This is a genomic window from Bacillus sp. P4_E1, from assembly GCF_056401715.1.
In genome coordinates, this window is sequence record NZ_JBFUIV010000028.1 from 1 (window position 1) to 23,762 (window position 23,762).

Annotated in this window: 35 protein-coding genes and 1 pseudogene; 31 read left to right on the forward strand and 5 right to left on the reverse strand. The window is 33.9% G+C overall.

Features of this window, described 5'->3' with window-relative positions:
* Nucleotides 1–41: 41 nt before the first annotated feature.
* The 5 genes from AC1DS7_RS26215 to AC1DS7_RS26235 form a co-directional block, all read right to left on the reverse strand.
* Nucleotides 42–1,589 carry a recombinase family protein gene (locus AC1DS7_RS26215; protein ID WP_476999291.1) on the reverse strand — a complete coding sequence of 516 codons (1,548 nt, stop codon included), beginning with the start codon at nt 1,587–1,589 and terminating at the stop codon, nt 42–44.
* A 97-nt stretch (nt 1,590–1,686) separates the two neighbouring features.
* Nucleotides 1,687–2,484 carry a hypothetical protein gene (locus AC1DS7_RS26220; protein ID WP_113936809.1) on the reverse strand — a complete coding sequence of 266 codons (798 nt, stop codon included), beginning with the start codon at nt 2,482–2,484 and terminating at the stop codon, nt 1,687–1,689.
* 94 nt (nt 2,485–2,578) lie between these two features.
* Entirely contained in the window at nt 2,579–3,628 is a 1,050-nt protein-coding gene (locus tag AC1DS7_RS26225; RefSeq protein WP_476999292.1) for a hypothetical protein, read from the reverse strand.
* A gap of 42 nt (nt 3,629–3,670) precedes the next feature.
* Nucleotides 3,671–4,099 (reverse strand): ImmA/IrrE family metallo-endopeptidase, encoded by a 429-nt coding sequence (locus tag AC1DS7_RS26230; RefSeq protein ID WP_113936811.1) that lies wholly within the window; start codon nt 4,097–4,099, stop codon nt 3,671–3,673.
* A gap of 12 nt (nt 4,100–4,111) precedes the next feature.
* Nucleotides 4,112–4,546, reverse strand: a complete 435-nt coding sequence (locus AC1DS7_RS26235; protein ID WP_016092219.1) for a helix-turn-helix domain-containing protein — start codon at nt 4,544–4,546, stop codon at nt 4,112–4,114.
* 155 nt (nt 4,547–4,701) lie between these two features.
* Between AC1DS7_RS26235 and AC1DS7_RS26240 the strand changes: the two genes are divergently transcribed.
* The 31 genes and pseudogenes from AC1DS7_RS26240 to AC1DS7_RS26390 all read left to right on the forward strand — a co-directional run bounded on the left by AC1DS7_RS26240 (nt 4,702) and on the right by AC1DS7_RS26390 (nt 23,759).
* Nucleotides 4,702–4,890, forward strand: coding sequence for a helix-turn-helix transcriptional regulator (locus tag AC1DS7_RS26240; RefSeq protein WP_113936812.1), 189 nt, complete (start codon nt 4,702–4,704; stop codon nt 4,888–4,890).
* Nucleotides 4,891–4,942: 52 nt separating this feature from the next.
* Nucleotides 4,943–5,191: a hypothetical protein gene (locus AC1DS7_RS26245; protein ID WP_113936813.1), complete on the forward strand. Its 249-nt coding sequence runs from the start codon at nt 4,943–4,945 to the stop codon at nt 5,189–5,191.
* Nucleotides 5,192–5,281: 90 nt separating this feature from the next.
* Nucleotides 5,282–5,869 (forward strand): sporulation sigma factor-processing peptidase, encoded by a 588-nt coding sequence (locus tag AC1DS7_RS26250; RefSeq protein WP_476999293.1) that lies wholly within the window; start codon nt 5,282–5,284, stop codon nt 5,867–5,869.
* 13 nt (nt 5,870–5,882) lie between these two features.
* On the forward strand, nt 5,883–6,104 hold the full coding sequence (locus AC1DS7_RS26255) for a hypothetical protein (RefSeq protein ID WP_016092216.1): 222 nt from the start codon (nt 5,883–5,885) through the stop codon (nt 6,102–6,104).
* Between the two features lie 182 nt (nt 6,105–6,286).
* Nucleotides 6,287–6,571, forward strand: a complete 285-nt coding sequence (locus AC1DS7_RS26260) for a hypothetical protein (RefSeq protein ID WP_113936815.1) — start codon at nt 6,287–6,289, stop codon at nt 6,569–6,571.
* A gap of 278 nt (nt 6,572–6,849) precedes the next feature.
* Complete coding sequence (locus AC1DS7_RS26265; RefSeq protein ID WP_113936816.1) at nt 6,850–7,800, forward strand: DnaD domain-containing protein; 951 nt, start codon at nt 6,850–6,852, stop codon at nt 7,798–7,800.
* Nucleotides 7,797–9,119 (forward strand): replicative DNA helicase, encoded by a 1,323-nt coding sequence (gene dnaB / locus AC1DS7_RS26270; protein ID WP_113936817.1) that lies wholly within the window; start codon nt 7,797–7,799, stop codon nt 9,117–9,119. Before AC1DS7_RS26265 ends, dnaB begins: the two co-directional genes overlap by 4 nt.
* A 2-nt stretch (nt 9,120–9,121) precedes the next feature.
* Nucleotides 9,122–9,310: a hypothetical protein gene (locus AC1DS7_RS26275; RefSeq protein ID WP_078177828.1), complete on the forward strand. Its 189-nt coding sequence runs from the start codon at nt 9,122–9,124 to the stop codon at nt 9,308–9,310.
* Nucleotides 9,285–9,647 (forward strand): cell division protein SepF, encoded by a 363-nt coding sequence (locus AC1DS7_RS26280; protein WP_078177829.1) that lies wholly within the window; start codon nt 9,285–9,287, stop codon nt 9,645–9,647. The genes AC1DS7_RS26275 and AC1DS7_RS26280 overlap by 26 nt, the downstream gene beginning before the upstream one ends.
* Nucleotides 9,648–9,718: 71 nt before the next feature.
* On the forward strand, nt 9,719–9,910 hold the full coding sequence (locus AC1DS7_RS26285; RefSeq protein ID WP_000512853.1) for a DUF3954 domain-containing protein: 192 nt from the start codon (nt 9,719–9,721) through the stop codon (nt 9,908–9,910).
* 36 nt (nt 9,911–9,946) lie between these two features.
* Entirely contained in the window at nt 9,947–10,123 is a 177-nt protein-coding gene (locus tag AC1DS7_RS26290; RefSeq protein ID WP_181777911.1) for a hypothetical protein, read from the forward strand.
* Nucleotides 10,124–11,371: 1,248 nt separating this feature from the next.
* Nucleotides 11,372–11,638 carry a hypothetical protein gene (locus AC1DS7_RS26295; RefSeq protein ID WP_088291095.1) on the forward strand — a complete coding sequence of 89 codons (267 nt, stop codon included), beginning with the start codon at nt 11,372–11,374 and terminating at the stop codon, nt 11,636–11,638.
* A 101-nt stretch (nt 11,639–11,739) separates the two neighbouring features.
* Entirely contained in the window at nt 11,740–11,949 is a 210-nt protein-coding gene (locus tag AC1DS7_RS26300; RefSeq protein WP_088291094.1) for a hypothetical protein, read from the forward strand.
* Nucleotides 11,950–12,080: 131 nt separating this feature from the next.
* Nucleotides 12,081–12,278: a hypothetical protein gene (locus AC1DS7_RS26305; RefSeq protein WP_113936818.1), complete on the forward strand. Its 198-nt coding sequence runs from the start codon at nt 12,081–12,083 to the stop codon at nt 12,276–12,278.
* A gap of 314 nt (nt 12,279–12,592) precedes the next feature.
* A complete protein-coding gene (locus AC1DS7_RS26310) occupies nt 12,593–13,075 on the forward strand; it encodes an ArpU family phage packaging/lysis transcriptional regulator (RefSeq protein WP_113936819.1) in 483 nt (160 codons plus the stop codon).
* Nucleotides 13,075–13,617 carry a site-specific integrase gene (locus AC1DS7_RS26315; RefSeq protein WP_113936820.1) on the forward strand — a complete coding sequence of 181 codons (543 nt, stop codon included), beginning with the start codon at nt 13,075–13,077 and terminating at the stop codon, nt 13,615–13,617. The genes AC1DS7_RS26310 and AC1DS7_RS26315 overlap by 1 nt, the downstream gene beginning before the upstream one ends.
* Before the next feature lie 319 nt (nt 13,618–13,936).
* Nucleotides 13,937–14,125 (forward strand): DUF4177 domain-containing protein, encoded by a 189-nt coding sequence (locus tag AC1DS7_RS26320; RefSeq protein WP_002142884.1) that lies wholly within the window; start codon nt 13,937–13,939, stop codon nt 14,123–14,125.
* A gap of 404 nt (nt 14,126–14,529) precedes the next feature.
* A complete protein-coding gene (locus AC1DS7_RS26325; protein ID WP_002142883.1) occupies nt 14,530–15,096 on the forward strand; it encodes a DUF5067 domain-containing protein in 567 nt (188 codons plus the stop codon).
* 818 nt (nt 15,097–15,914) lie between these two features.
* Nucleotides 15,915–16,136: pseudogene (locus tag AC1DS7_RS26330) on the forward strand (HNH endonuclease); the annotation flags it as partial.
* 301 nt (nt 16,137–16,437) lie between these two features.
* Nucleotides 16,438–16,614 (forward strand): hypothetical protein, encoded by a 177-nt coding sequence (locus tag AC1DS7_RS26335; protein ID WP_195911960.1) that lies wholly within the window; start codon nt 16,438–16,440, stop codon nt 16,612–16,614.
* 74 nt (nt 16,615–16,688) lie between these two features.
* Nucleotides 16,689–17,759, forward strand: a complete 1,071-nt coding sequence (locus AC1DS7_RS26340; RefSeq protein ID WP_097810774.1) for an AAA family ATPase — start codon at nt 16,689–16,691, stop codon at nt 17,757–17,759.
* Nucleotides 17,759–18,430, forward strand: coding sequence for a DUF3226 domain-containing protein (locus AC1DS7_RS26345; RefSeq protein ID WP_476999294.1), 672 nt, complete (start codon nt 17,759–17,761; stop codon nt 18,428–18,430). The genes AC1DS7_RS26340 and AC1DS7_RS26345 overlap by 1 nt, the downstream gene beginning before the upstream one ends.
* 76 nt (nt 18,431–18,506) lie before the next feature.
* Nucleotides 18,507–18,779, forward strand: coding sequence for a hypothetical protein (locus AC1DS7_RS26350; RefSeq protein WP_476999295.1), 273 nt, complete (start codon nt 18,507–18,509; stop codon nt 18,777–18,779).
* Nucleotides 18,766–18,984 (forward strand): hypothetical protein, encoded by a 219-nt coding sequence (locus AC1DS7_RS26355; RefSeq protein WP_097810771.1) that lies wholly within the window; start codon nt 18,766–18,768, stop codon nt 18,982–18,984. The genes AC1DS7_RS26350 and AC1DS7_RS26355 overlap by 14 nt, the downstream gene beginning before the upstream one ends.
* Nucleotides 18,985–18,990: 6 nt before the next feature.
* On the forward strand, nt 18,991–19,209 hold the full coding sequence (locus AC1DS7_RS26360; protein ID WP_097810770.1) for a hypothetical protein: 219 nt from the start codon (nt 18,991–18,993) through the stop codon (nt 19,207–19,209).
* Between the two features lie 6 nt (nt 19,210–19,215).
* Nucleotides 19,216–19,431 carry a hypothetical protein gene (locus tag AC1DS7_RS26365; protein ID WP_097810769.1) on the forward strand — a complete coding sequence of 72 codons (216 nt, stop codon included), beginning with the start codon at nt 19,216–19,218 and terminating at the stop codon, nt 19,429–19,431.
* Nucleotides 19,428–19,763 carry an HNH endonuclease gene (locus tag AC1DS7_RS26370; RefSeq protein ID WP_476999296.1) on the forward strand — a complete coding sequence of 112 codons (336 nt, stop codon included), beginning with the start codon at nt 19,428–19,430 and terminating at the stop codon, nt 19,761–19,763. The genes AC1DS7_RS26365 and AC1DS7_RS26370 overlap by 4 nt, the downstream gene beginning before the upstream one ends.
* A gap of 123 nt (nt 19,764–19,886) precedes the next feature.
* Nucleotides 19,887–20,198 (forward strand): P27 family phage terminase small subunit, encoded by a 312-nt coding sequence (locus tag AC1DS7_RS26375; RefSeq protein WP_002088105.1) that lies wholly within the window; start codon nt 19,887–19,889, stop codon nt 20,196–20,198.
* Entirely contained in the window at nt 20,195–21,862 is a 1,668-nt protein-coding gene (locus AC1DS7_RS26380; RefSeq protein ID WP_476999297.1) for a terminase large subunit domain-containing protein, read from the forward strand. The genes AC1DS7_RS26375 and AC1DS7_RS26380 overlap by 4 nt, the downstream gene beginning before the upstream one ends.
* Before the next feature lie 8 nt (nt 21,863–21,870).
* Nucleotides 21,871–23,016 (forward strand): phage portal protein, encoded by a 1,146-nt coding sequence (locus AC1DS7_RS26385; RefSeq protein ID WP_098403612.1) that lies wholly within the window; start codon nt 21,871–21,873, stop codon nt 23,014–23,016.
* Nucleotides 23,016–23,759 (forward strand): head maturation protease, ClpP-related, encoded by a 744-nt coding sequence (locus AC1DS7_RS26390; protein ID WP_113936954.1) that lies wholly within the window; start codon nt 23,016–23,018, stop codon nt 23,757–23,759. Before AC1DS7_RS26385 ends, AC1DS7_RS26390 begins: the two co-directional genes overlap by 1 nt.
* The last annotated feature ends 3 nt before the right edge of the window (nt 23,760–23,762 follow it).

A 23,762-nucleotide genomic window follows, 5' to 3' on the forward strand; every position in this document is an offset into this window, starting at 1 on the left:
AACCTAATTACACCAACAAGGTGACGACAAAGCGCGAACGCTTATATGTCGCCATCTTGAGGGAGCTTAGGGTAAAGCACAAGTTCAAAATCATCGAGCCTTTGCCACTTTTCCTTCTTATAAACAGCCTTTTCTAAAACCGACTTTAGGAGGCTGTTTTTCTTTTTTGGATCATCTGTTTTAAAGTACAGATCAAGAACATGCTCTACTTGAGGTATTGTATCTTTCTTCACTTTTTCTTTTTTGACTTCTGTTTTTATTTCTTTCTTTAAGTTTTCCATTGTGGAAGTAATTTCATTGATACGGTCGGAAACGGCTTTTGAACGTTCTAAAAATATATCTACAGTGTAAACACCACGCTCTAATAAATCATGTAAATTATTTTTTTGTTTTTGGACATCCACTAATTCTTTCTCAAGCTTTCGTAATGCAGCTTCATTCATTTGAATAACCTGTGTTTCTTTTAACTTGTCACCTTGCTTATGTTTTTCAAAATCAGCTTTATAATTGATGTACCATTCTTTTAATGCCTCGAGTAAACGCTTCTCAATCAATTCCGTATAGCTTGATTTGTTTTCACAACCACGGTGTTTACAATCCATCGTTTCCTTTCGGTTCTTCGGATAACGCTGGACCATACTATAACCACATTTACTACATTTAATAATACCAGCTAGAGGGTTTTTTATTCCGTTCGTATTGTAAGGAACGTGATATCTTGAGTTTAATTTCTCTTGTGCTTGCTCAAACAAACTTTCAGGTATGATTGGCTCATGCTTACCATCAGCAATAATCCAATCTGATTTATCTTGGCGTGCGCAACTTCTTTTTACAGCGTCAGGACGTTTTACTTCTTTTCGTTTTTGCCAAGTTACTTTTCCGATGTATATATTGTTTTTTAAAATATCCAATATGCTATAAGGATTCCAATCATTCCCTAACTTACTTTTGTAGCCAAGATCATTTAACTTGTTCCTAATTGTACTTGCACCCATATCCTCATTTGCATACCAATCAAATATCATCCTTACGATAGAAGCTTCTTCTGGGTTAATTGTTAACGTACGTTCTCGCTTATTTAAGCGATGGATATCATATCCGAATGGTGCATGTGTACCAAGGTAATTCCCAGCCTCTACACTAGCGACACGACCTCGTTGCATACGGCGTGTAATAATCTTTAACTCCTTACGTGCCATAAACGCTTCAAATTCGCTGTATTCTTCATCCCACTCATCATTAAGGTCATAAGTCTTCCTAGGTGTCATAATCTTCGTATTCGAGCGTTTAAACGTCTCTAAAATGATTCCTTGTTCTTTCATACCGCCACGACCTAAACGGTCCATATCCATACAAAGAACAACATCATATTTATTATCTTCAATTTCTTCAAGCAGCGCTAACATCTCAGGGCGTTTCACTAAGCTCTCACCAGAAACGATCTCCTCACGGACAGATAAAACATTTAAGTTCATTTCCTTGGCAATTTTCAGCAGGGTAGTGCGGTGTTTTGCTAAAGTTTCGCCTTCGCCACGTGCTTCGGCTTCGAGATCGGCACGGGACTTACGTAGATAGATTGCAGTTTTCATGGTTAGGCCTCCTTATTATTTGTTATTATACGAAAAGTAGAGAAATAGAAGAAGTAAATATAGTAGGTGAGAGTGAAAAAGTTCTTCTAAACATAGTTTAAGAAGAACTTTCAATTTTTGTATATTGATACCATTTGTCGCTATCTCGTTTAAATAAATAAATTACATTTTGTTTTTTTAAGTCTTTTTCCTCTACCAGAACCCATTCATTTTCGATTCTTGTGTACAAGTGTATTAATGAAAGATGTTTTATATCCTTATACTCAACTATCTTCATTGAATAATTATAACTTTTAAAGCCACCTTTATTAATATTGTGGAAGTATAAAACCGCCATCAAGAAAAATATTATTATAAATGGTTGAAGGAAAAGATTATTGATTTGTTCTAGATTTAGCTTTAACGCGAATAAGTCTTTTGTTGCAGATAGATAATAAAGTGCTTGTACATATAGAGCTACCAGAAAGAAATAGAAATATAGGAAAAAACCAGTTTTATTGGTGAAAAAAGATAGAATTTTTAGTGGTTTAATCCAATTGTTAGGTATTAAAGATTTTATCCCTGTTAGGGCCAAATAAATAAGTGTAATTAATACAGCAAAAGCAAATGAAACTGATATAAAATTCTTGAAGTTTTTAGACAAAAGAATTTTTATATCTTTTAATCCGTAAGCGAATAAAAGTGAAGCTATTTGGAATATAAGATATGTAGATAATAATAGTAACAATACCTTTGTTATTTTGACTAAAAAGCGTGTTTGTTTTGTTTCAAAAATTAAGTCGAAATTATTTTTTCTAGTATATGTTATTATAACGGCAATGATTGGAGCAAGTGCAGCTAAAAATGGCCAAACACGCCCCGAGAATAAAGATACTATGCTATTGATTTGTTCCATATGGCGTCTCCTTTTTAAAAGTTAATCTCAAAGTGATTGTTGAAAACACACGGCAGAAACAAATATTGCTTCTTGTGCCATGTGTTTGAATTGGTTATTGAACAACAACAAATTTCGTGAAGAACTCCTTACGTTTTGCCTTATTATATACGTATGGATCGTTAAACTTTTTGACCCAAGACTTGTCTTCAACTTTTAAATCTTCAATTTTAAAGCCTAAGTGTGAATTCAATGATTTTCTATCCAAGTTGATATTGTATATTTTTCCTTCAAATGGAAGAGTCATTTTTACAGCATTTAAATCTGGGAATTGTCTTAGTAATCTCGCAGGTTCACTTACAAACATTTTTTCAATAGCATCTCCAGTCGAAAAATATTGTTTATATAGCTCTTCAGTAACGTTGCCATCTGCTTTTGCTGATTTATAAGATGCAAATGAATCGTGGAATGTAATTTCAGCTTCTTTATTATTAAGTTTCATATCCTTAATAAAATTTCTGCCTCTGATGTTTTGGGCATAAGAAGTAAACTCTTTTTGTTTTTCTTCAGCCTTTTTTTGTTCCTCAGCTAATTTCTTCTCTTCAGCTTTTAGTTTATCCTCAGCTTCTTTTTGCTCTTTAGCCTTTTGTTTCTCTTCGGCTTTTAGTTTTTCATCAGCTTCTTTTTGTTCTTTATCTTTTTGTTTTTCTTCGGCCTTTAGCTTATCCTCAGCTTCTTTTTGCTCTTTAGCCTTTTGTTTCTCTTCGGCTTTTAGTTTTTCATCAGCTTCTTTTTGTTCTTTATTTTTTTGTTTCTCTTCGGCCTTTAGCTTATCCTCAGCTTCTTTTTGCTCTTTAGCCTTTTGTTTCTCTTCGGCTTTTAGTTTTTCATCAGCTTCTTTTTGTTCTTTATTTTTTTGTTTCTCTTCAGCTTTTAGCTTTTCTTCAGCTTTTTGTTTAGCGAGAATTTCTTGTTTTTCTTGTGGTGTCATGTTCATGTTAACTACAATTAATGAAATGATAGATAAAACAAAAGCTATACCTGTAAGCTTAAAGTATTTCTTAGTGGTTGGTTTCTTTTTTAAACGAAATACCAATGATGTAATTAGTAAAATGAACGTGGCTATCATTGCTATTGCAAATAGAAATGAGAAAAATATTTTCATCTATGTAACTCCTAACTTATAAAGTTGTATTTTAAATTCATATTAATAGGTTTTTAAACGAGCAAAATTTTCTGGAATCCCATAGATTTCAGCTACTTCTTGAATTGATAGATTAGTATCTTGATATTCAGAAATCATTTCATCAGTTAATAAGAGCTCGACTGCAAATGTATTTGCTTCAATCTCTAACCGATCTACAGAATACAGAGTTTTATTTCTTAAAAATGGAGTATTTGCTTTTGGGTGTAATAGGGCATGTCCAAGTTCATGAGCACACACAAAACGTTGAGTAGTTTCATCAATTTTATTATTAATATGAATGAATTTAAAGCGTTTGTATGTGTTGTAAAAACCAAGAGTATTCCCAAGGTCTTCAAACAACACTATAATATTTTTTCGTCTAGCAATTTCAAACGGATTTGTTGTTTCATGCTTTTCTGCGATTTTGAGTGCGTATTCTTTAATTTCCATTTCTCGCCCCGTTCAATCTTTTTTATACTTGTTTGGAGTGAATTTTTGTTTTGCTAATTGTTTTGCCATGCGCATTGAGTTCTCCAGAGAAATACGAATCATTTCTTTTGTATGGTCGTCTATTGGTTCTCCATCAAACATTAACGCTTCATCACTGTTTTCTAAATCCTTTAATGTTTTTTCTAGGTCACGTGCAATATCACGACTATCTTTTTTTGTTAAGTCAGGAAGTGTATTGGATACTCTTGATTCATCTTCTCTTCCTAATAAATAATCTGTTGTTACTCCTAAAACATTAGCTAAATCTTTTAGCATTTCGTTTGAGGGAGTACTATGACCATTCTCATAGTTACTAATGGTGCCTTTAGTTGTATTTACTTTATTGGCTAATTCTTGTTGAGTGAGTTTACGTGTTTTACGTGTTTCTTTTAATCTTTGTTTCAACATTTTTAGCACCTCCCGTTAATAAAAAGTACAAATATATTGTACATTATATAGATGAAACATCAAACTTTGTACAAGAAAATTGTACAAATGCATTGACGTACAAGAATCTTATACTTATAATAAAAGTACAAATAACTTATACAAGGAGCGAGACAGTGAACAAAAATATCAAGTTAATTAGATCCAGGAAAGAAAGTAAGTTAACGCAACAAAATCTTGCAGGTAGAATGCAAGTTACAAAATCTACAATAAGTAATTGGGAAAATGGCCATAGTAATCCAAATCTTGAAAAAGCTATAAGGTTGGCTGCTATTCTTGGGTGTGATGTAAAAGATTTAATTTGATGTATGTTAGTACAAGAATCTTATACTTTTTGACTAGGAAGTAGGTGAGAAAATGCCATCAACTAACATGGCAGTACCAACAGATCAGCTGCATAAACATATAGAAAGTACTTCAAGAGGTGACACCATGAGCCAACAAGAAGAATATGCAGCGACTTATGAATTTGGAAAAACGAAAGTCTATGTTGTGGCTCCTGAGCCAAAATTGCAAAAGGATATTGATAAACTCCTTCAAGCATATTACAAGGCTGGTTGGGCCATCATCAAAGAAATACAAGTGAAAGAAAACATTGAGGAATAGTTCCTCTCTTTTTACATGAATAATAGACAAGTTACGTATGTACTAAATTCATTGTAACCATTTGAAAACTAAATATGGAGGCGAACAGATATGGGAACAAGCATATACTGCAATTCAGCAATAGGGGAATTATTACAGAATGCTAGAGAATGTTGTGATAATGTTCAGCTGAAAACGAAGAAAGGGTTATCTAAGTATCTTGGTATTACACATGAAAGATTAACCCGTATTGAATCTGGACTTTCTAAACCAGAATTTGAGCTTGCGATGGATTGGTGCCAAGCAACAGAAGCAAAGTTGAATCAACAAGCGATTAAACATATTTATGGTGTTGGATTACCTCCTACAGATCCACGATTAACTCAAGATGTAAATCTACAATTGATGAACTACATTAAACAAGCTGAAGAGGGGATTGTGGCAGCAAAGGAAATCATGAACTTACAAGTTGCAACAAGGTCATGGAAGCTTGATGAAAAAAAGAAACATGAATACGCAGTTCATGCAAAAGAAATCTTCGATACAATCCAAGCTACTCAATGTGTAGTACAAGCTCTTGAGCAGGTTCATTTTGGCATTATGGAACAAATACAAAGAAGTTGGTTGCAAAAGGCTATGGCGGAGAACGTTATTATTCAATCGGTGGATAGCTTAATGACTTTAACAAAGATGCTGTAAAGGAGGAAGAAAAATGACAGTAGATTATAAGAAACCAAGTTTAAGAGAATATAAGGAACTAATACGCTATGATGCAAAACTAACTGGTGAAATTAAAATAGCAAAAACACTTGGTGAGGATTCAAAGTCAGTTGAGTTAAAGCAAGAGAAAAAGTTAGTGGGGATTCGAATCAAAATTATCGAAGCATCATTCATTTTAAAACATAAATGGGCAAAAGAAAAAGCTACCGCCTAGACAACAGTAGCTCTAACAAAAATATTGTAAAGCAATTATAACATTTTATAAATCATTTGGACAAGCACTGTGCTTGTCGTTATGACCAGAAAGGGATTGTTCCTCCCAATACCTCTACAATGTTCCTTTCTGGTTGTAACGATGCGTACAGCATCAATTTAATTAGAAAGGAGATGTAATTCATGAACGATAAAAACAATCATCTTCATGATCTAGTTCTTCCAGGAGATTTTTCATTCGCGAATAAACTTCATAACTGTATGGCTGCATGTATTCATAACATGTTTAATGCAGAATCAACCGAAGAATCAAATCACTGGGAAGAAGAATTGGAGCGATGTATGAAAGAATTTAAAATGCTTCGTGATACAAAAGAAGAACATGAGGCATCGATGAGTTATCGTGTAGTGATTAAAGATTTAAGAGCAAGAGGAGTTAACGCCTCTTTAGTAACACGTAGAAAATAAAAAATCTATCACTTGGCAGAGTGATAGATAAATGGTTTTGCAAAAGATCTTAGGATTAATTATATCAAATTAGCATTCGTATAACAACGGAGTGTGTTGCATGATTCTAGACAAAACGTTACATAGAGTGTTGCTGAACCCTAAGGTATTTCAGCAAGCGACATCAGAGCAACACCTAATTTACTTAGTAAACCAATATCTCAAAACAGGATACAAGAATTATCGCTTATTACGTGTAGAGGACGGATTCGCGATATGTAAACGGGAGGATGAATAATATGGCAGTTTATAGACCAGTACACGTTTCATTTTGGCAGGATTCATTTGTTTTAGATCTTACACCGGAGGAGAAGTATTTCTACTTATATTTGATGACAAACAGTAAGACGTCTCAATCAGGAATCTATGAGCTTCCACTTCGTATTATTGAAACCGATACAGGATATAACCGTGAAACTGTTATGAAGCTATTAGAACGTTTTGTTGAGTATGGAAAAATTAATTACAACCAAAAAACAAAAGAGTTGTTCTTAATCAACTGGTTGAAATTCAATCCAATTAAAAATGTAAACATTGAAAAGTGTGTTTTAAAAGAAATTCAATCTGTAAAAGATCAAGATTTTCTGGTTGATTTTTATGAAACATGTTTGCAATTAGAAAAAGAGCAAGATTTTAAAATTCCTCGTATTAAGGAGTATTTATCAGTCCGTTTGGAGGGGCTTATAAGGGGCTTCCAAGACCCTAGCAAGGAAGAAGAAAAAGAAGAAGAAAAAGAAAAAGAACAACAACAAGAAAAACGCGCAAGCGCGGAAGAAGTTGTTGAGGTTAATCCGATTTCTTTTTACGAACAAAACTTCGGACTGATTACACCTTTTATTGCAGATGGTATTCACGCTTGGATAGATGATTTAAATGCAGAGCTCGTTGTGAAAGCTATGGAAATTGCTTTAGAGAAGAATACAAGAAACATGAATTACGTAAATACAATTTTACGAGATTGGCACCTTAAGGGATTGAAAACAGTAGCAGACGTTGAAGCCGCTGATAAAGCATTCCGTGCTCAACGATTAGCAAAACCGCAACAATCAACACAAGTACCTTATCAACAAAAAGGCTTATCGGAATCTACTAAAAACGTAATACAACAGCAAGAATCATGGGAACAAAACATTCCAACGGATGAAGAACTTGCAGCGCTTAATCAAAAAAGTGGGTGGATGGTTCAATGAGTAACGATATGATTCGTAACACAGAAGCTGAACAAAGTGTTTTAGGTAGCATTATCCAAGAAGGCGATTTAATTAAAGATTGCCAGCTAAAGGAAAAACAGTTTTCTTTACCAACACACCAAGTGATTTTTAAAGCGATGAGAGAGTTAGAGGATGCTGAGGTTCCAATAGACCTTGTCGCTCTCATGGGGAAATTCGATGAAAGCTTTATGAATCAGATTGGCGGAATTGAATTCTTTGTAAACCTGACAGAAGTTGTAACAACAACTAAAAACTTCTCGTATCATGAAGGTTTAGTGATTGAAGCTTGGAAGATGCGACATGCTCAAGAGGTTGCTGGTAATTTATATAACCGTCTTCAGCAAGATAGGGATATGAGTGCTATTAGTACATCAATTGATGAACTAAGTGCCATTGAAGAAACAGGTTATTCAGATGAATTTAACTTGAAAGACACACTTGTTGATTTGTATAAGAATATGCAAATTGATGTAGGAGATTTAACCGGTATACCAACTGGTTATGACGACTTAAACAGAATGACAGCAGGACTACAAGAAGGCGATTTAATTATTGTCGGTGCCCGTCCTTCGATGGGGAAAACAGCATTTGTATTAAACATTGCTTTCCATGCAGCGAGTGCTCATACAGCAACAGGCGTCTTTTCGCTAGAGATGGGAGAAGAACAGTTGCTTAAGCGGATGATCTCAAGTACCGGAAATATAGATGCTACAAAATTAAAGAATCCTAAAAAACTATGTAATTTAAAGGATTGGGAAAAGATTAGCCAAGCAATGGGGTTAATAAATGATTTGCCGTTAGAAATATACGATAAAGCCAATGTAACGATGCAAGAGATTTACGCAAAGACTAGGAAACTAAAGCGCAAATATCCAGACAAAAAGGTGCTAGTCGCAATAGATTACCTGCAGCTTATTGTAGGTGACACAAAACATAGAGGAAATCGTATGCAAGAGATTGGTGAGATTAGTCGTAAGCTAAAACTTATGGCAAGAGAGCTAAATGTATGTGTGGTTGCATTATCGCAGTTAAGTCGTGCTGTTGAAAGTAGGCAAGATAAAAGGCCGCTACTCTCAGACCTACGTGAGAATGGTCAAATTGAGCAAGATGCGGATTTGATTGCATTCTTATATCGTGAAGATTATTACGACCGCGAAACAGAAAATAAAAACATAACGGAAATTATTTTAGCGAAACAGAGGAATGGCCCAGTTGGTGTTGTTGAACTAGCATTCATTAAAGAATTTAGTAAGTTTGTAAATTTAGAGAGAAAGTTCAATCATCAACAGGAGGCTTAATCATGTTGTTACGTCAGGAAGTAGAACATAGAAAACTAGCAATCATTCGTAAACTATTGGGATTAGGATTAACTGAAATTAACGGACAAACATTAGATCAACTAACGTTAACGCAGCTTGAAGGAATCTTAATTGCAAGCTTGCAGGTATTGGAGGGGAAAAACAATGCCAAAGCAATTAACAATTTTTGAAGTGGAACCAGTTGTATCATTTGATCCTAAGAAAGCTCATATTCACCGTTTGAATTCAAAATTACGGTATGCAGATGTGGTTGTGCAAATACCACGTCAAGCCAAAGCGATTGATGAATTAAAACCAACGGCAGCGCCTGATGAGCGTTATGAGTTATTTGAAGATTACACAATTGGAATTTGGCGTTATAAGCGAGTGGAGGATAAACAATTTGATTGGGAAGAAGCAGAAGAAATGTGTAAGCGAGCAAGGGATAGCAAAGAGCCGATTCCAATACGGCTTCATTTATCACTTGAACAATCATTTGTTCCAGAAAATGTTGTGCGATATTTGTAGACAAACAAAAAAGCCGAGACTGCTCCCGACTCACTTCGACAAAGTAATTATAACATATGGGAGTGATCTTGGTGGGAATTAGAAAAGAAAATCTTGTAGAAATGACAGCTGAAATAGATTTGAAAATAAACGGAATATATGTCGTTAAAAATGGTCAAGTCCAACTAATAGAACCACCTCAAGGTGGATTTGGTGAACAATCATTTGTATATCAAAGTGGAAAAGTAATTCGTATGGAAGAACGAAAAACACAGTTACTTTAATCAAATTTGAATTTTGTATAAAACGAGGTGATAAAGATGGATCAAGAATCAGTAATTTTGAAAGAAATCTCTGATTATGAATTTATTGAGATTGTACAAAACGTAGCCGAGCATCATCTGGAAGATAAATATTTTGATAAAGATATAAAAAATCAATATGGACCATCAATAGAAAAATCATTGTTAATGTTTGCTTGGACAAAAGGTTTTTAACCAAAGCGTTATTTGAATAGAAAATGGCAGCTGAAAAGTCAAGGATGAATCAGCTGCCAATAGAGTAGTTATTAAATCTTATTATTAAGCTTTTAATTTGGGTTTTTGCTCTTATTCCAAGAAGAAATTGTACCAAAAATCGCACCAGACATTGCACCGATTAAAGTCATGAAAATTGCACTCCATGCTGCAAATGACATAATTACACCTCCTAATAATAAAATGTTGTAACTATGTAGTTTATTATATCTTATTTTAACGATGTAATGTAGGGGAAGGCCAGAAAATCAAACAAAATAGTTATTGTATGAAAAATAAATAAAAGAACCCGTTAGTCATAAACGGATTCTTTCCACAAGGTTCACAAGGAATACAAGGTAACTGGTCCAGAGAAACCTATGAAATTCCATGTGATAGTAATGTATGTAAATGAATCAAAACGGTTAATGGAAATTAAACAAAATCCTTATTTAAAACAAGAAGCCTTAGAGTTAGGGTTCTAGGGCTTCTTGTTTTGGTATATCTCACACGATTTTATAAAAAGGATCGAACGTATTGAAGATAACATGTGAATGTTTCATAAATGTATCGAAAAAGTGAACAAAATTGCTATTGCAGAAGAAGCAGAAATGAAGTTTCTAATAGGTAAGTACGTAAAAGGTATTATTTCCAGTGGATAAAATGCACTTAGGGCACCTAATCATTATTTTATCGGAGGAAAAGAATATGTTATGAACTTGGTTGAATGAAAAAATGAATATTTTACTATAATCGAAGTTAATGAAATATATTTTTGGGGTTATATCAATGATTGTTATCTCGATGGACACTTTAACTTTATAAAAGTCCTAGAAGAAAAACACAACTATGAGGAATAGCAAGCTATAAAAGTGAACAAAATCGTTATTTAAATAAAAGAAACCCCGATTGTCTGCGGGGCTTCTAAGGGTAATCGTCAAGTAATGACGTACTCGACTAAATAACCATATCATGAATTTTTTGGTAAAAATACTGGTAAATGTGTCCAAATGGATAAGGTCATCATTTGGAATAAAAATGCTATTTAAAAAGAAAAGAGTATTAAATTCTTAAAAATAAATATGCCCTAGCATGGTGCAAGACTAGGGCATAAAAATTAGTTGATAAGTATCTTAGTATTAATACTAAGATACTATTTATACGTAATGTTAGGAAATGTGGATATTTTTCGAAAAACAATATAGAAATTTCATTTTGTAGAAAAGGGGAATGGATATGAGTAAAGTTAAAGATTTTACAGGCAAGGTTGGAACAGAGTTTATGAGCTTCTTAATTGAAGGTGATAAATTGCATAGTGCCTATTATTCAAAAGTGGAGGTCATTATGGAAGATGGTACAAAGAAGATGATCTGCATTAAGGATGATACAGCGTTGAAAGGGATAGCTGAAGGACAGACAAGAGCCGAAGCGATTAAGAACGCAAAGGATTTCCTAAAGAGACAGGACGAAAAACAAAGAGCAGCTAGCAAAAGCTAACTGCTCAGTCTTGAAGGAAATCTAAATGGTTACAGCACATTAAAGATGGGTTATCTATAGTATGAACGGAATATTGAGTTTTATTCAGGAGGTAGAGGGAAATGAGACCACGTAGATTTGAGTATTTAATTTCTTATAAGTACTACCAAAATAACGGTAATGCTGATTGTACGTATTTATTTAATAGTCGTTCGAAACTAAATAGTAGAAAAAATGTCCTGGATTTAATGGATCTGTTAAAAGAAAAATGCAATGCTCATACGGTTGTAATTAATAACATTCAGTTACTAAGAGAGAAAAGAGCGTTATAAAACTTAACAAAATAATCTTTTTGTATATAGAAAAATAAGATATTATGCTCCATTGATTAGGAATCTTTTCCAATGTATTCTTAAGGGTACGGGAATAGAAGGAATATCTTCAAGAGGAGAGTGATTAATTTATGTTAGGAAAGTGGATGAATAAATTAAAAGAACCTAAATGTATACATAGATATAAACTTATTAAAAGCCAAGACAGTGAAGATTTTAAAACTGGTAAGATGGGGATAGTTAGTTATTATAAATGTGAAAAGTGTGGAAAAGAGAAGGAAATCAGTAAATATACTAATGACGTTAATAGTGACTATTGGGATATTTAAAATAACATTCGAATTAAGTCCGGCTAGAAAACTAGAGGACACCAATTCTTTAGAGCAGCAATTAAAGCTGTTTTAGGAATAGGTGTCCTTTTTATTTTGAAAAGGGAGATGGGGAAATGAAGGGGCTAAGGGATCAATTGCGTGAGTGAAATAAGCAATCAAAACAAGCGGAAAAGAAAAACAAGAAAAAACAAAAAGAGAAATTAAGCACTCGTGAAATTGAAGATTTAATGGGGATTCGTGGACCACGTTATGAACGTAGACGTGGAGCTTTAAGACAAAAGTAATTAAAAAATAAAAAGGAGTGGTCTTACATGACTAAACAATTATCTTTCTTACCAAAAATCGATAGAACAGCAACGCAAGAGAAGTTAGAGGGTGTTCTTGAAAGTGTACGTATATATAGACAGTTCGGGATGATGCGTAAAGAAATGAAAGTCACTCCTTCTTATGAAATGCGTGAGCACGGTCCTACACATGCAGTTGGTAAGCCGTTAGAAGATGTTGCCATAGCGAATATTCAACAAAGTAAACGAGAAGAGTGGCTTGAAAGAATGTCATTACGTATTGATCAGTTTCTAAACCGATTAGGAAATGGACGTGCAGGAAGTATCCAAAGAGATATTATTTATAAACGTTATTTAGAAGAAGAGGATGTATGTGATTACATGGTTTATAACGAAATAGGAATGTCGGAGCGTACTTATCGACGTTGGAAGTCTAAAGCGTTTTATAAACTTGCTTTTGCACTTGGATTAGAAGTTTACGAGACAGAAGAGACTGGAGGTAATGAATAATGAATTTTGTTCAGCCAATACGTGATCCAGAAGAAATACGGCAGCTAAAAGAGTATTTTAAGGAGAAGAGCTTACGTAATTACATTCTCTTCATTATGGGCATTAATACAGGTCTCAGAATATCCGATATTTTGAAATTAAAAGTAGGGGATGTTAAAGGTAGTCATATATCTATGAGGGAAAAGAAAACAGGGAAACAGAAACGAATACAAATTACTGCAGCACTGAAAAGAGAACTCAAATGGTTTATTGTAGAAAGAGAAGACAATGAGTATTTATTGCAAAGCAGACAAGGTAAGAATCGTCCGATTGGTCGTAGCATGGCATATAAGATATTAAGCGGAGCAGCGGCAGAGTTCGGGTTAGATGAAATAGGAACACATACGTTAAGAAAAACATACGGGTATCACATGTACATGCAAACGAAAAACATAGCATTACTCATGGAGATATTCAATCACTCATCAGAGAAGGTCACACTACGTTATATAGGGGTAAATCAAGATGCAATGGATAGAGCAATGACTAGGTTTAAAATCTAATTACTGCTTATTTCTTTTTAAATCTAGGGGTATTGCAGCATTTTGGAAAAAACTCACGCTAAAAGTATGAAAGATTTTATACAGTTCTAGTAACAAACAAGAACCCTAAAACCGCGCTAGGATAGGAATGTATAAAAAAATACATAGATCCATAGAACAAAAAAAGAAGGTCCCTTGGTGAGAGTACGGTTTCCTCTCTTTTCCTTGCTACCGATAATGAGACGTTATGTTAACCAAACGTGTATAGAGTATACAGTCAAAAAAGTACAATACATCGCTTCTTCCAAATGGTACAATTAGGAAAAAAGGGGGAGAGAATATGTATGATTACAAATTTGTGAAAGTCGAAATTGATGGATGGAAAGGGCAACCCAAAGAAGATTATAAGCGTATTATTATCGAACATGCTGAGGATGGTTGGGAATTTGTTCAAGTCCTTACTCTAACAATCTCAGGATACACGAATTCTTTGGAGATTATCTTCAAACGAACCAAAGAACTTCTTTAAAAGATGAAAGAGGTTTGCCTTAAATAACATACAAAAAGAACTGAAATATTTGGGGATCTAATTGTTCTCGATTTAACTTATAAGACAAATAAGCTAATATTAATCAACTTCCAATAACGTTATATTATGTGAACACTGGAGTCCTCCAGTTAAACAATCTGGAGGACTTTTAATAGTCTTCTAAATACGTTGAATCCCGATAATGAGACGTTATGTCAACCGAACATGAATACAATATGCATTATTCCTTATTCAACTAATCGCAGATAACTCTATTCTTGGGTGCAATATCAGGAAATTACTTACAACAAAAAAGGTGGAATAATATAGAAAACATTAAAGCTATATTCGTAAAATAAGTTATACTAATAATAATCAAATTAAAACATAAGGAGAAATGTAAAATGATGAAAAAAGCTTTAATATTAACTTCTGCACTAACACTATCTATAATTGCTGGTTGTAGCAATCAAGACGAAGGAACAAAAAATGGTTCTAATTCTGCAAATAAAGAAGCAACTACAGAAAATACAAATGAAAAAAAAGAGACGAATAATAAAGTTTATTTCAAAGATAATGAAGCAAAATTAAATGACTTAAAAATTAAAATTACAGAAACTAAAGTTATTCAAGTTGGTGAAAAAGGAAATGAATATGGTAAAAAACCTGTATTTGCGATTTGGTATGAAACAACTAATTTAAGTGATAAAGAAATTAACCCTACTACTGGATGGATGGCAGTATTTAAAGCAGTACAAGACAATAATCCTAATGCAGTCAATACTCTTGAAGTTGGTGGACTTCCAGATGACCAATTTCTCGATTCTCAATTAGAAACAATTAAAAAAGATGGTACAGTTAAAAATGCAATAGCTTATGAATTAGATGATTTAGAAACACCTGTAAAATTAATTGCTACACAAGGCATTGGTGGCGATAAATTAAGTGAACAAACTTTTAATATTAAATAAACGTTTTTTTAACTTCCGGTTTCGATAATTATGTAAATAAGCTGTCCACATGGGCAGCTTATTTTATTTTTCCGCATAGCGTAGGTTATTTTGCAAAATGCTGGTGGTATCCCTATACAGTTACTCATAATTTTCGTACTGTGTAACCCAAAAGAGAAAGTTAAATGAAATCAATGATACCAAGGGATTCAGCGAAGGGGGCAGTTACACACAATATAAGATATGGATAACTAGTTGTTAATCTTAAAAACTATAGGAAAAGGTGATTAAGAATGAAGTTTACATTTGCAGAGGAAATAGAGATATTTATGGAATCTATGGCCACAATGAGGTTATGGAAAAAGAAAAAAGGTGGCAGAGCCGTGACCGTTTTCTGGCCGTAAATGTGCCGGTTGTTTTGGATTCATCGTGATATATTTGTATTGTGAATAGTGACAGAAAAGCTACTTACGAGGATAACCTTATAATTCTAAACAGTTCCATATTAACGGCGCGCTTAGAAAGTGAAATACGTAACCAGTTCTGATGGTGCTGATTGAATGAGCCTGTTAATAGTAGGAGAGCTTTTGCTCTTCTTTGAACTGATGGCAGTAGCACATTACTATGTATTTTCAGTTGAAAGAGGCGTGAAAACCTTAATCAAAATTGAAGAAGTATGAAGTGTACATGACTTGTCTATTTGCCAAAAGCTGTTATCCAATTGGGTAGCGGTTTTTACTTTGTTTAATAATAGTATACGAATAAAACTTCATGTACCGTATGTTAATTATAGAAAAGAATAGTAGAAGAGCTTATCATGAGGTAAGTGTAGGAAGTGTAGGAAGTGTAGGGAGTCGTATTACAATCTCAAACATGGTCTGTGTCAAAGGTGTCAAAGCACAGGTAAGATAGTCTATTATAAAGAGTACATAACACCTGGGAGCATTAATAATCCAGAGGTTACACTTAGCTTTAGTAACTTAGAACTATTATGCCAGGAGTGTTATAGGAAAAATTCTCCTTACACTTCAGACGAAATAGACACATATTACACTTTTTGATATCTTTTTACCTGTTTTGCTATAATGGGGATGTGCGAGTGCTAGAAAACACTTGTACTCATAATTCGACAAGGACAAGAGTATCGAAGCTCTTGTTTTTTTGGTCATTGGAAACAATGAGACGAAAAGGGTTAGAGATTGGGATAATACTTTATGTTTGTGGTTATTGAATAAAAAGCCAAATGTTTCTTAAAATAAGGATGTGGTTGGTCTGAAAACGTAAAGAATAAAATATAACATTATTAAGAGCAGTTATTCTTCTTATCGATTTCCATGTACGTAATATATTTCGTGTAGAAAGATGGTGAACGTATTGGTGGATGAAATAAAAATAAAGGAACTAATAAATCAGTTAGTAAACCGAGCTGTTAACAGAAAAAATGCTGCAGATAGCAGAGGAGACTATAATGATTGGTTTTTCTACGATGGACAATTAAAAGTTCTTGACGAAGTAAAAAAGTGGATTGAAAAACAATAAAAATATTACTTAGCCTGTGTTATAATTTGATTAATTATTCCAATACATCGGAAGTACATAGATGGAGGAAAGAAATGATAAATTCAGTTAGTATAAAAAACTTCAAAGGGCTAAGTGCTTTTAATTTAAAAGACATGGCAAGGATTAACCTGTTAGGAGGTAGGAATAACGCCGGGAAAACAACTACTCTAGAAGCATTGTTTATGTTTTATGACAGGTTGAATCCTAGCATGTTATTGAGGCAGTACACATGGCGTGGGGTAAATGAAATGGCTTTATCACCAGAAACAATCTTTTCACCGATATTCAATAATTTTGATCTCAGAAAAAAAATAGAAATAGAAGTAACCAACCAAAGAAGTATTAGTGAAACAATGGTTATTAGGTATATAGAGGAAGGAAAAAGATCTGTCACAATGAAAAGTACTGATGGACAAATCCGAACTGATGATAACCCTATGAATGCACATTCTTTAGAAATAAATTACAAGGGTGGTGCTTATAAACAACAACGTGTGAGTTTAGTAATAGAGGACAATAATCTTAGGATGGATGTTGAGAACGGAAGATCAAATCAAATCAACGCGTCTTTCCTAGCCTCTAAAACCCATGCTCATCCTAGTGAAAATGCTATTCGATTTGGCGAATTAGATGTTAAGGGACAAGCGGATGCTATCGTTGAATTCTTACGGACAATTGAACCTAGATTAACGAGTATTTCATCCATAGCCCTTCCTAACGGAGTATCGATGCTATATGCTAATATTGGTATAGGTACAAAAGTACCAATAAATTATATGGGTGACGGGGTATCCAGACTGTTAACAATTTTACTTGCTATTGTATCTTGTGAAAATGGTATTGTATTTATAGATGAGATAGAAAACGGCATTCATTACTCTGTACAAGCCGATATTTGGAGAATTATAAGCAAGGCGGCCAAGGATTATAATTGTCAAATTTTTGCTACAACACATAGCTATGAATGTTTAAATGCAGCTATTAATGGTATAGAAGAAGAGATGCAAGATGAATTTAGGTATTTTAGAATAGAACGCTCTAAAATTGATGACAAACTGGTTTCAAAAACATTTAATTTTGAAGTGCTGCATTCTGCAATAAGCAGAGGATGGGAGGTTCGATAATGCCAACTATCCCAGGAATTATACAAAGTGATTGTCAGAATGATAGCCAAGGAGAAATTAAAAAATCAAAGCTGTTATTAGTGGAAGGCCGAGATGAGGTAATTTTCTTTGAATATTTGTTCAAAAAAAATGAAACTTTAAAAGGTAAATTTGACGATGTTCAGATTATTGATATTGGTGGAGTAGATAACTTCAAAAATGAATTACCAGCTTTAATGAACAGAACAGGATTTGCGGATACTGTAAATTCACTTGCAATCGTTAGAGATGCTGATAAAAGTTTTGAATCTGCATTTCAAAGTGTGTGCAATATATTGAGTAAAAATAGTTTATGTTCGCCTTCTAGTCCAAATACGTTTTCTGAACAAGGTCCTATAAAAGTTGGAGTGTTTATAATGCCAGGAGATTCTGAATCAGGAACTATGTTAGAAGATCTGTGTTTGAAAACAAAAGCTAATCATCCGGCTATGGAATATGTAAATTCCTTTTTTGACTCCTTAGAAGCTGCCGAGATTGAAAAGCCACGCAACCCATCTAAAGCAAAAGTTCAAGTTTTTTTAGCTGCTATGCCTAAAATCGTGAATAGTTTAGGTTTAGGCGCTGCGAAAGGTTATTGGGATTTAAATCACGACAGTTTAACAGGTTTGAATAATTTTTTAATAGAGTTATAAAAAAATATAGCAAAGTTCAAAGCATTCCTTATGGAGTGCTTTTTATTATGCAAAAATTACATAGGTGGTGTGAATGATGGAAAATAAGAACGTATTGTCTTCTCAAATCATTATCGATACGAAAGAAGCGCAAAAAAATATAAAAGAACTAACAAAGGCTACTGATGAATGTATGGCTGCATTATCGAAGTTAGAACAGGTTATGGGTAAGTTTACAGGTCAAACCAGCACAGTTGAATTATATTGTAATGGTGAATTATTAGCACAATCCTTAGTTAAGTACACAGCTGATGCTATCAAGATTTCAGCAAATAATATCAATGGAGTGAGAACAAATGAAACTAACTAAACAAGAACAAGCGGTTATGATTGGAACCTTCATTTCAATGTTAGGACAAGACCTTGTAAATGAGCGTATCGATAAACAGAAATTAGAAAGTGCAATTCCTATCTTTAATGAGTTGGAAGATAATACAACGCCAAAGCAAAAGAGAGAAGCGATGATTAGTTTGCTTGGTAAGGTAATGGATGAATTCATTGATAGTAAGGAGTGAGGGTAGATGCAATTAACTAAACTTGAGAAAGCAATTGCTCTTGGAACAATCCTTAATGCTATTGATGAGGATAAGCTTGAAGATTATGTGGAATTAGAATCATTACGACCAGTAGTTCAAGTTCTAAGTAAATTACATAAGAGAATGAAACCTGAAGAAAAGAAAGAAGCCGTAATGAACTTAATTAGTAAGTTGATGGATGATCTAATAAACGATAAGGAGTGAAGGTAAATGGAACTAACTAAACTAGAGGTGGCGATTGCTCTTAGTGCATTCATCCAAGGGTTAGGTGAGGAAGAACTTGATAAAGGTAATGATTTTTTAAAACAAATAGAGAATGAATTAGATAACATAGTCAGTAACTCAACATTAAATCAAATGAAGGAAGCTGGTGAAAGTGTTGTAAGTAAATTCATTCATAAGATATTAGAAGATGAAGAGCGGTGAAGCAATACAAAACAAAACAACAGAAGCGTAAGTTCTATGACAGTGGTGAATGGAAGGGTATACGCGAACAAGTAAAGAAGCGAGACAACTATGAATGTCAAGAGTGTAAGCGTAATGGTAGTGTTCGTGTGGACACCAATGAATACAGTGAGAGTGCAAAGCGCAAGAAGATTCAACTGGTTGTCCATCATATAAAAGAACTAGAACAGCATCCAGAACTTGCATTAGAAATAGACAATCTCGAAACAGTCTGTGTGGATTGCCATAATAAAGAACACGGTAGAACATTCAAAAAGAAAATCAACAAATGGGAACACGATGAAAAGTGGTAAAAATGATTCAGAAACAGTCCCCCCCTTAAAATATTTCATCAAAAAATGCTCTAAGGGGCACCGGAGGAGGGGGTTAACTGTCAGGTTTTTTTCGAAATTACGCACGTAAGGGGGGGTGGGTAGATGGCTGTTAGTATTGTAAGGTTAAAAGAACAGCTCATGAATAGTATTGATATTACAGATTTAGTAGAAGTTGAGAAGGTAGAAAGATATATTGATCTTGTCAAAGCATTTAGAAAAATAAATAAAACTATTAATAAAGAAGGCGAGTCCGTAACAGTAAAAAACGGTTCTCAAGTTTTTGTTAAAGCCCACCCTCTTATAGGTGAGAGGAATAAAATTAACAGTTCTTTAATTGCATTAGGGAGAGATATAAAGTTTGTTGTTAAGAACACTATCCCTAATGCAGGTTATAGCAAAAGTGATCTTACATGATTAAGCAAAAGTATGTGGAAGAATATATTGAACTTTATCGAAGTGGGAAAGTAAAGTTCAATAAAGAAAGAGAACGGTTAATTGAATATCTAGAAAAATATGTTTTAAACAGAGACGATTTGTATTTTGATGATGAAATGATTGAGGATTGTATCAACTTCGGCGAGAAGTGGTATTTTCCATTGCAGCCATTTCAAAAATTCTTAATAGCATTCGTCTTTTTATTTTATAAGAAAAATGGACGTGTATTTTATCGTAAATTCCTATGGATGTTAGGACGTGGTGGCGGTAAAAACGGCCTGATTTCTGTTATAATTCACTTTTTAATTAGTGAATTACATGGCATTCCAGAGTATAACATTTCAGTTGTAGCGAATAGTGAAGAACAAGCAAAAACAAGCCCTGACGAAGTTCATAAATGTGTGAAGAAGAATGAGGTCTTGAAAAGAGCCTTTAAAACAACGTTAACTCAAACAGTTTCAAAGGCTACTGAAAGTGTACTGAAGTTTAGAACTTCAAATGGAGATACAAAAGATGGTTTGCGTGATGGTGCGGTTGTATTTGATGAAATACATCAATACGAAAGCAATAAAGATGTCCGTGTTCATATCAGTGGTTTAGGGAAAAAGAAAAACCCACGTGAATTTTACATTGGTACAGATGGATATGTTCGTGACGGTTTCTTAGATAAACAAAAAGAAAAGGCAATGAAGGTATTAAACGGCGAAGCACGTCCGAATGCTGTCTTTCCTTTTATTTGTAAATTGAATGACGAAACTGAAGTAGATGATCTTGATAATTGGGAGCTTGCGAATCCCATGTTATCTAAGCCTTTAAGTGAGTATGCTGAAGGGTTACTTGAAACAATTAAGGAAGAATATGAAGATTTAGAAGACGACCCTAGTAATAGAGAGGAGTTCATGACAAAGCGTATGAACTTACCTGTTACTAATTTAGAACGCTCTGTTGCAAAATGGTCAGAAATTCTTGCTACAGACCGACCGTTTCCAGATTTACACGGACAAGAATGCATTGGTTCATTAGACTTTGCAAGTATCCGAGATTTCGCAGCGTGTGGTCTTTTATTTAGACAATCTGGTGAGTATCTTTTCAAAACACATTCCTTTGTACGAAAAGAATTTGTTGATATTTATTATGGATATTCCAAAAAAGCAGGCGAGTTCAAAAAACAGAAGTTTGCGCCAATAAAAGAATGGGAAGAGCACGGTTTACTAACTGTTGTGGACGAGCCGACCATCAATCCTCAACACATCGTTAATTGGTTTGTAAAAATGCGTGAACAATATGGTATTAAGAAAATTATAGCTGATAACTTCCGGATGGAAGCAATCAGACCTTTATTAGTTGCGGAAGGATTCGAAATAGAAGTTATAAGAAATCCTAAAGCAATTCATAGTTTATTAGCACCACGGATTGAAATGGCATTTGCAAATGAGCAGATTATTTTCGGCGATAACCCTCTTATGCGTTGGTACACGCAAAACGTATTGGTTGTTATCAAAGGTGACGGAAATAAAATATATGAAAAGAAAGAACCGGTGCGAAGAAAAACTGATGGATTCCAAAGTTTTGTTCATGCTCTTTATCGAGCAGATGAAATACGAGAAGTAGCAGATTTCATATTAAGCGATATTAAATTTTAATAAAGGGGGTGGTAACCATTGGATGGTTAGGTTCAGTATTTAAAAGAAATAAAGAGCTAGAATTTATGCTAGATCTGGATTTGATTGCCGATACAGCAAACAGGCTTCATATGAAACGATTAGCACTTGATACATGCGTATCTTTTCTAGGAAGAACGATTAGTCAATCTGAATTCAGAGTAAGAAACGGTAAAGTATTTGAAAAGAATGAGCTATATTATCGATTAAACGTTAGACCGAACAAAAACATGACAGCAAGCACTTTCTGGGAAAGATTTATTCGTAAACTTATTTATGATAATGAATGTTTAGTCATACAAGCTGATGATGGTGATTTACTTATTGCCGATGGATTTCGACATAATGAGTATGCTGTGTTTGAAGATACTTTTACCGATGTAATAGTAAAAGATTACACGTTTAAGAGAAATTTTAAACAAAGCGAAGTAATTCACTTAAAGTATCGGAACGATAAATTATCTCCACTTATCGATGGGTTATTTGCGGATTACGGAGATTTATTTGGTAGGATATTAAACTCACAGAAGCGTAAAAATCAAGTTCGTGGCACAGTTGATATGGATATGATTAGTGCCAAAACAGAAGAACAAATAGCGAAGTTACAAGAGTTTATAGACAACATGTATAAGTCAATTGGTTCAAAAGATATAGCTATTGTTCCGCAACAAAAGGGTATTAATTATAACGAAATATATAATGGTGTTGCGAATGGACCAAGTGTGGAAGAAATCAACAAAGTAACCAGTGGCTTTTTAAATCAAGTAGCAATGGCTATCGGTATTCCAACAGCTTTATTATATGGGGAAATGGCTGATGTAGAGAAGCAAACGAAAAATTACATGCTTTTCACAGTAAGGCCATTATTAAAAAAGCTATCTGATGAAGCAAATGTTAAATTCTTTGAAATGAATGAATATCTTTCAGGACAAAAGATTGAAGTTAAGGCTGTTTCTTACCAAAGTATATTTGATCTTGCAACAAGTATTGATAAACTCATTTCTTCAAGTGCATTTACAGGAAATGAGATTAGATCAGAAGTAGATTATGAAGATTCGGATGATCCGAACTTAAATGTTCATCACATTACGAAAAACTATACAAGATTAGATGAATCTGAAGGAGGTGAGAAATGATGGAACATGTGAATATGAATAAGCTTTTAAATTTAAAACGAGATATTCGTTTTGAAGCTAAAAGAGAAAATGAGTATAAATTAACTGTTTATGGATCAATTGGTGGATGGTTTAGTGAAAATAATGCTGAAGCAGTAAGAAGAAAAATTCAAGATGTTAAAGCAGAAAAAATTCACGTTCATATTAATTCGGGTGGAGGTTCCGCGTTCGATGGTGTAGCAATTTGTAATCAGTTAAAGCAGCACAATGCAGAAATTATAGTTCATATTGATGGTTGGGCAGCTAGTGCCGCATCTGTAATTGCTATGGCAGGTGATAAAATCATTATGCCTAGCAATACCATGATGATGATTCATCAAGCCAGTACCTTTGAATATGGAAATGCAGATTTTTTTGAAAAAACAGCACGAGATTTACGAAAGATTGATTCAGCTTTAGCGGCATCTTATAAAAAACGTTTTGTTGGAACAGACGAAGAATTAAAACAGCTTTTAAAAGATGAAACTTGGCTAACAGCAGAGGAAGCAGTTGCTCTTGGTTTAGCTGATGAAATTGCTGATGAAATTGAAATTGATGATACGCAAGAAGATGAAGAAGAGGAAATTGTAGAAAATTTCAAAGAAGATTTAATAGCAAAGTATACGAAACAACCAAATAATCAAAATCCAAAAGAGCCTATTCAAGAGCCTGTTAATACAAAACAGAATCTGAGTACGCTCTTTTTAAATCTAGGAGGAAAATAAAAC

Coding starts and splice junctions, on each gene's coding strand:
- AC1DS7_RS26375 (WP_002088105.1), top strand. CDS start 19,887: ATGGCTGTTAGTATTGTAAGGTTAAAAGAACAGCTCATGAATAGTATT.
- AC1DS7_RS26280 (WP_078177829.1), top strand. CDS start 9,285: ATGCCAAAGCAATTAACAATTTTTGAAGTGGAACCAGTTGTATCATTT.
- AC1DS7_RS26340 (WP_097810774.1), top strand. CDS start 16,689: ATGATAAATTCAGTTAGTATAAAAAACTTCAAAGGGCTAAGTGCTTTT.
- AC1DS7_RS26260 (WP_113936815.1), top strand. CDS start 6,287: ATGAACGATAAAAACAATCATCTTCATGATCTAGTTCTTCCAGGAGAT.
- AC1DS7_RS26360 (WP_097810770.1), top strand. CDS start 18,991: ATGCAATTAACTAAACTTGAGAAAGCAATTGCTCTTGGAACAATCCTT.
- AC1DS7_RS26235 (WP_016092219.1), bottom strand. CDS start 4,546: ATGTTGAAACAAAGATTAAAAGAAACACGTAAAACACGTAAACTCACT.
- AC1DS7_RS26290 (WP_181777911.1), top strand. CDS start 9,947: ATGGATCAAGAATCAGTAATTTTGAAAGAAATCTCTGATTATGAATTT.
- AC1DS7_RS26335 (WP_195911960.1), top strand. CDS start 16,438: ATGGTGAACGTATTGGTGGATGAAATAAAAATAAAGGAACTAATAAAT.
- AC1DS7_RS26350 (WP_476999295.1), top strand. CDS start 18,507: ATGGAAAATAAGAACGTATTGTCTTCTCAAATCATTATCGATACGAAA.
- AC1DS7_RS26220 (WP_113936809.1), bottom strand. CDS start 2,484: ATGGAACAAATCAATAGCATAGTATCTTTATTCTCGGGGCGTGTTTGG.
- AC1DS7_RS26315 (WP_113936820.1), top strand. CDS start 13,075: ATGAATTTTGTTCAGCCAATACGTGATCCAGAAGAAATACGGCAGCTA.
- AC1DS7_RS26275 (WP_078177828.1), top strand. CDS start 9,122: ATGTTGTTACGTCAGGAAGTAGAACATAGAAAACTAGCAATCATTCGT.
- AC1DS7_RS26225 (WP_476999292.1), bottom strand. CDS start 3,628: ATGAAAATATTTTTCTCATTTCTATTTGCAATAGCAATGATAGCCACG.
- AC1DS7_RS26300 (WP_088291094.1), top strand. CDS start 11,740: ATGAGACCACGTAGATTTGAGTATTTAATTTCTTATAAGTACTACCAA.
- AC1DS7_RS26295 (WP_088291095.1), top strand. CDS start 11,372: ATGGATATGAGTAAAGTTAAAGATTTTACAGGCAAGGTTGGAACAGAG.
- AC1DS7_RS26365 (WP_097810769.1), top strand. CDS start 19,216: ATGGAACTAACTAAACTAGAGGTGGCGATTGCTCTTAGTGCATTCATC.
- AC1DS7_RS26355 (WP_097810771.1), top strand. CDS start 18,766: ATGAAACTAACTAAACAAGAACAAGCGGTTATGATTGGAACCTTCATT.
- AC1DS7_RS26380 (WP_476999297.1), top strand. CDS start 20,195: ATGATTAAGCAAAAGTATGTGGAAGAATATATTGAACTTTATCGAAGT.
- AC1DS7_RS26215 (WP_476999291.1), bottom strand. CDS start 1,589: ATGAAAACTGCAATCTATCTACGTAAGTCCCGTGCCGATCTCGAAGCC.
- AC1DS7_RS26255 (WP_016092216.1), top strand. CDS start 5,883: ATGACAGTAGATTATAAGAAACCAAGTTTAAGAGAATATAAGGAACTA.
- dnaB (WP_113936817.1), top strand. CDS start 7,797: ATGAGTAACGATATGATTCGTAACACAGAAGCTGAACAAAGTGTTTTA.
- AC1DS7_RS26320 (WP_002142884.1), top strand. CDS start 13,937: ATGTATGATTACAAATTTGTGAAAGTCGAAATTGATGGATGGAAAGGG.
- AC1DS7_RS26245 (WP_113936813.1), top strand. CDS start 4,943: ATGCCATCAACTAACATGGCAGTACCAACAGATCAGCTGCATAAACAT.
- AC1DS7_RS26265 (WP_113936816.1), top strand. CDS start 6,850: ATGGCAGTTTATAGACCAGTACACGTTTCATTTTGGCAGGATTCATTT.
- AC1DS7_RS26230 (WP_113936811.1), bottom strand. CDS start 4,099: ATGGAAATTAAAGAATACGCACTCAAAATCGCAGAAAAGCATGAAACA.
- AC1DS7_RS26325 (WP_002142883.1), top strand. CDS start 14,530: ATGATGAAAAAAGCTTTAATATTAACTTCTGCACTAACACTATCTATA.
- AC1DS7_RS26310 (WP_113936819.1), top strand. CDS start 12,593: ATGACTAAACAATTATCTTTCTTACCAAAAATCGATAGAACAGCAACG.
- AC1DS7_RS26345 (WP_476999294.1), top strand. CDS start 17,759: ATGCCAACTATCCCAGGAATTATACAAAGTGATTGTCAGAATGATAGC.
- AC1DS7_RS26390 (WP_113936954.1), top strand. CDS start 23,016: ATGGAACATGTGAATATGAATAAGCTTTTAAATTTAAAACGAGATATT.
- AC1DS7_RS26250 (WP_476999293.1), top strand. CDS start 5,282: ATGGGAACAAGCATATACTGCAATTCAGCAATAGGGGAATTATTACAG.
- AC1DS7_RS26305 (WP_113936818.1), top strand. CDS start 12,081: ATGTTAGGAAAGTGGATGAATAAATTAAAAGAACCTAAATGTATACAT.